At 39.2% G+C, this 5,176-nt stretch carries 4 protein-coding genes, 1 rRNA gene and 2 pseudogenes; 3 read left to right on the top strand and 4 right to left on the bottom strand.

The genetic code is table 11. The annotated features are described in order from the left end of the window. Positions 1-20: 20 nt before the first annotated feature. Positions 21-138: ribosomal RNA gene (rrf, locus tag PN450_RS21680) — 5S ribosomal RNA — on the top strand. Between the two features lie 106 nt (positions 139-244). On the opposite strand, the gene PN450_RS21675 is transcribed toward rrf, so the two are convergent. Then, the gene (locus tag PN450_RS21675; RefSeq protein ID WP_213714730.1) at positions 245-1,183 is read right to left on the bottom strand and encodes a glycosyltransferase family 2 protein; all 939 of its coding nucleotides are present in this window, start codon (positions 1,181-1,183) and stop codon (positions 245-247) included. Between the two features lie 137 nt (positions 1,184-1,320). On the opposite strand from PN450_RS21675, the gene PN450_RS21670 reads away from it, so the two are divergent. Continuing rightward, on the top strand, positions 1,321-2,520 hold the full coding sequence (locus PN450_RS21670) for an argininosuccinate synthase (protein ID WP_213718527.1): 1,200 nt from the start codon (positions 1,321-1,323) through the stop codon (positions 2,518-2,520). 50 nt (positions 2,521-2,570) lie between these two features. Here PN450_RS21670 and PN450_RS21665 read toward each other — a convergent pair whose 3' ends face one another. Further along, positions 2,571-3,200: a DedA family protein gene (locus tag PN450_RS21665; protein WP_015079472.1), complete on the bottom strand. Its 630-nt coding sequence runs from the start codon at positions 3,198-3,200 to the stop codon at positions 2,571-2,573. Positions 3,201-3,652: 452 nt separating this feature from the next. Between PN450_RS21665 and PN450_RS21660 the strand changes: the two genes are divergently transcribed. Further along, positions 3,653-4,009 (top strand): STAS domain-containing protein, encoded by a 357-nt coding sequence (locus tag PN450_RS21660; RefSeq protein ID WP_148766471.1) that lies wholly within the window; start codon positions 3,653-3,655, stop codon positions 4,007-4,009. Between the two features lie 139 nt (positions 4,010-4,148). Here PN450_RS21660 and PN450_RS21655 read toward each other — a convergent pair. Beyond that, positions 4,149-4,767, bottom strand: a pseudogene (locus PN450_RS21655) (ISAs1 family transposase); the annotation flags it as partial. Positions 4,768-4,882: 115 nt separating this feature from the next. After that, positions 4,883-5,167, bottom strand: a pseudogene (locus PN450_RS21650) (DUF4277 domain-containing protein); the annotation flags it as partial. Positions 5,168-5,176 lie beyond the last annotated feature (9 nt).

Here is a 5,176-nt window from a genome sequence, read left to right as displayed (position 1 = left end):
TTTTTAATTTTTAATTGTTTCCTGGTGTCTATGGCGCGGTGGAACCACACTGATCCCTTCCCGAACTCAGAGGTGAAACGCTGCTGCGGCGACGATAGTTGAGGGGTAGCCCTCCGTGAAAATAGCTCGATGCCAGGTTTATTATTTAACAACATTACCTCCTCTATTCTTTTAGAGGGGGTTTTGTTTTTTGGGTTGTTATATCCTTCCTACCTTTGCTCTTCTGCGCGAAACAATTATTTAATTATTTACTTTCTATCTCAGAATAAGCCGCATAAACACCCTTTACATTATACCAATTCAAGAAAATTCGGGCAATTTCTAAAGCCAATTGTGGCTTACCCAAATCAATCAACCATTGCAAAAATGGGGACATAGTTTTTTCATTCAATAACCCGTTTACAGAAAGAATCCCCCATAATAAACGATGAAACCAAGTCATTTGAATCATCATTTTCACTTCCCAAGTAGGATGTTTTTGATAAAACAAAACTCCCATTCTTCCCCGTTGAATTTCCTGATCAATTAACTTAGGAATTTGCTGTAGACTAAAAGGTGGATGCCAATGATAACCAACAGCTTGAGGACATTTAATTAATTGCAAACCTAATTTTTTTAACCTCACACCTAATTCTAAATCTTCCCAACCATAAAGTTGAAATCCATTATCAAATAAACCAGCTTCTTCTAACCAACGTTTAGGAATAGCCACATTACCCGTAGCAAAGAAAGCAGCAGAAAAATCCGTGATTTTATAGGGTTCAGCGGTGGGATTGGCAAAATTACAAGTATTTATTACAGCACCGTAAGTAAAAAAACAGTTATTTCCTAATTTCTCTTTTCCTTGTACCAAAGCATTTGTATGAGCTTGCAGGAAGTTAGACAAAACCACTAAATCACTATCAATAAAAATAATTGTGTCACCTTGGGCTTTTTCCACCCCTAAATTTCGTGCTGCAGCCGGACCTGCATGATCCTGTTCAAAACAGCGGACATGAGAAAACTCATCTTTGTGTACTGCTAACCAGTTCAAAGTACCATCAGTAGAACCATCATCTACCAATACAACTTCATAACCTTCTATATAGTTTTTGTTGCTGAACTCCTGACTCTCTAAAGCGCGGAGGCACTTTTCCAGAATTGGTAAGCGATTATAAGTAGGAATGACAATACTAAAAAACACAGTTTCACCCAAAAAAACTACTGGCCATATTGAGAATAAGACAAATATAACAAAGTTACTGTTGCACAAGAAAATATACGCTAGGCAAGTCAGATATAATAATAACTCATTCTTTGTTTTCCTAAGTGGAGAAATTCATGGGTCGCGCTAAAAAGGTTGTTCTAGCATATTCTGGTGGAGTTGATACTTCTGTTTGCATTCCCTATTTAAAGCAAGAGTGGGGAGTAGAAGAGATAATTACCCTAGCAGCAGATTTAGGTCAGGGAGATGAATTAGAACCAGTTCGAGAAAAAGCCCTGAAATCCGGTGCAAGTGAATCCTTGGTAGTGGATGTTAAGGATATATTTGTTAAAGACTACGCGTTTCCAGCGATTCAAGCCAACGCCCTCTATGAAAATCGCTATCCTTTAGGAACAGCCCTGGCTCGACCTTTGATTGCTAAAATATTAGTGGAAGCCGCTGCAAAATATGGTGCAGATGCCATTGCTCACGGTTGCACAGGCAAAGGTAACGACCAAGTACGCTTTGATGTCTCCTGTACAGCCCTCAACCCCAACCTCAAAATCCTTGCACCAGCCAGAGAATGGGGTATGAGTCGGGAGGAAACCATAGCCTATGGTGAGAAATGTGGTATTCCTGCACCAGTGAAAAAATCTTCTCCGTTCAGTATAGATAAAAACTTGCTTGGTCGCAGTATTGAAGCTGGTACATTGGAAGATCCAGCAAATGAGCCGCCAGAAGAAATCTATGAAATGACCAAAGCCATAATTGATACTCCCAATGAACCGGAATATCTAGAAATTGGGTTTCAAAAAGGGCTTCCTACCACCATTAACGGCACATCAAAACAGCCTGTGGAGTTAATTGAACAACTCAATAAAATCGTTGGTAATCATGGGATTGGGCGGATTGACATGATTGAAAACCGCTTGGTAGGAATCAAATCACGGGAAATTTACGAATCACCAGCAATGATAGTTCTAATTAACGCTCACCGTGACTTAGAAAGCCTCACTTTAACAGCAGATGTCAGTCAGTACAAACGAGGTATGGAAGAAACCTATACCAAACTCGTATATAACGGACTTTGGTACAGCCCACTCAAAGCAGCTTTAGATGCTTTTATTCAACAAACACAAGAAAAAGTTTCTGGTGTCGTGCGGTTAAAACTTTTCAAAGGTAACGCCACCATAGTTGGCCGTTGGAGTGATAATTCCCTCTACACTCCCGATTTAGCCACCTACGGCGCAGAAGATCAATTTGATCACAAAGCTGCAGAAGGCTTTATCTACGTTTGGGGACTACCTACTCGCATTTGGGCGCAACAGAATAAGTAATAATTCAATAATTCAGATCCCCGACTTCTTAAAGAAGTCGGGGATCTTTACTACTCTTCTGTTTGCTGCTTAACTTCGCGGGACTCTAACCAAATTGGTATAGCAATCACAGCAACTAAAATAAGTAACGCCAAAATTGCAAATTTACTTACCCAAGCCACCAATTGTTCTAGGGAAATAATCCTTCCCGCGAAAAAAGCTAATGTCACCATGACGCTACCCCAAGCAGTCGCCCCAGCTACGTTATAAATCAGGAATTTACCAAAGGGCATTTCTGCTATACCCGCAAGTGGTGAAGCGAAAATCCGCAATAAGGCAAAAAAGCGGCCAAAAAATACAGCTTTAGCGGCGTTTTCCGTAAATTGCTCTTTAATACTCAGCAGTCGGACTTCGGAAATGCGGAAAATCTTGCCAGCTTGGAGCAGAAAAGGCCAACCGCCAACTCTACCAATCCAATAGCCGCAATTACCACCAATTACAGCACCTCCAATAGCGTTACCGAGAACCAGCCAGTAATTTAATTCATTACTACCAGCAAGGAAACCACCAACAATCGTTACGGTTTCTCCAGGAAGAGGAATGCCCAAATTTTCTAGCAATATTCCCAAAAAAATCGCTAAATAACCATAATTATGAGCAATTTCTTGGATGTTTTCTAGTGAAAGTAGCTCAAAAGACATCCAGCACCACCGAGTTTACAAATTTTTACCTTTACCATATCTTTGCTTGTTTTTGGCTAGGGTGTCAATCAAACCGCAATAGGAGGAGTCAGGAGTCACCGAGTCAGGAGTCAGGAGTCAGGATGAAGAATGAAGAATGAAAATGAAGAAAATTCCTTCCCTGTTCCCTGTTCCCTGTTCCCTATCTCTACAAGTAAGTTCATGAATCAAACCGGATTGCTATAGATAATTTTAGATAATGATAAGTTCGTTACCGAAATTAGCAGTAAATTATGCTTATACTAGAAAGACTTATCAACAAATTATACGGCATAAATACTGAAAAAACTTTGCCCAACCGTGCTGCTGTTAATTCCCATAAATTTGCGAAAATAGTCGTTCTGCGGTTGAATTATAAACAGTATTGATGTCAATTTTCCCTTTATCAGTGTTTCAAATACAAAGTTAAATTTATGACTCTTACACAAGAACGCCAAGTGATTTTGTTCAAACCCCAAGGTAGTATAGACCTGGATAGTGGTACAGTCTTGAGCGAACAGATGGCTGAAATCAAACCTCAGCATCACCAACTCTGGGTTATAGATTTAGCAAATGTTGATTTCATGGATAGTTCTGGATTAGTCCCTCTCGTTAAAGCCCTGACATCAGCGCGTCAAAGTGGTTGTCGGTTAGTTCTTTGTAATGTCAAAGCTCCAGTTAAGTTGATTTTGGAACTTACCCAGCTTGATTCAGTATTTGAAATTTTCCCAAGTTACGAAGATATTTTTGCTCCTGTTACTAATCAACAGCTAGTAGCAACTGGAGTTTAGACTAAATTAGTATTTTTATATCTTTAATTTAGATCCCCGACTTCTTTAAGGAGTTGGGGATTTGATTTTCATCGTTCAAGAATTTATTAAAGGACATGATTTAACGAAAGAATTACCACCTACATCTATTTCCAGCTATGATTTGTTCGGCAATTGATTTTTGTGTCCCCATTGCATCAATAGTGATAATGCAGCCAGACAAGTCCAGAGTCTCTAATAGTGATGGAATTGCGGTGATTTCATTTGATTTACAACTGACTTTTTTTTGTCCTAGAATCAACCTATTTTCACTCTTCCCATGCGCTCACTGTATGTAAAGCTTTTAGTTTGGATTCTCGATCATATGACCCTCGATGAGTTTTCCCATCTATAGCAACTACTTCTACGCCCAATTTCTCCACTAATGATTGCACCCAATTCCGAAAACATTGCTCAAATTCTTTGGGGTTTATTCTCTCAAATACTCTTCTAAATGTATCCGGACTGGGTATTCCTTCTGGTAATTCTAAAAATGTCTCTAACCACTGTTTTTTACTTAGTCCATATTCCTCAATATCTTCCCACCCTTCTGCGCCCGCTATGACTGCCAACAAGGAAATAGTGATAATATCGGTGAGTAAATGCCATCGAGTCCTTTTCACTCTAGGATCTTTTATTCCCGTAAAGTGTTGCAGAAAGTTGCTGGTAATCTCTTTACTGTCTACACTGGGTGTAACAGATTTTCTGGTTTTACACTTCTTCTTAAATCCTGTTGACATTACTTAGATACAGCGGCTAGATGGGTTATATATTAACTTACCTTGAGTTGTGTCACTTGAACATCCTCCCACATATCAAATAAATCCCCTTGTCAATAGGGTTTGAGATGCGCTAACCCTGCTTGTCATCATTGAGATATTCTGCTTTTACTCCTACACCAATTAAATGTTCACAAGCAATTAATTCAAAGAATTTTGGAAACATATATAACGGCTGTGACATCATACTTAAGCCGTTCAAAATCATCGCTTTTACCACCTGACCTGTACTGACTTTTTCTCCTGGCTCTGAACCTACTAAATTATTAATTATTTCTACAATCCCTATTGAATCTACTATTCCTGCTACTATCCCTAAATGGTCTATCTTCTTCAATTCCAGGTCTTTTGTACTAAACATGGTAACAGA

The organism is Dolichospermum lemmermannii CS-548, from assembly GCF_028330815.1.
Taxonomy (GTDB): Bacteria; Cyanobacteriota; Cyanobacteriia; order Cyanobacteriales; family Nostocaceae; genus Dolichospermum; species Dolichospermum lemmermannii.
This window is presented reverse-complemented; position numbering and strand designations above follow the sequence as displayed.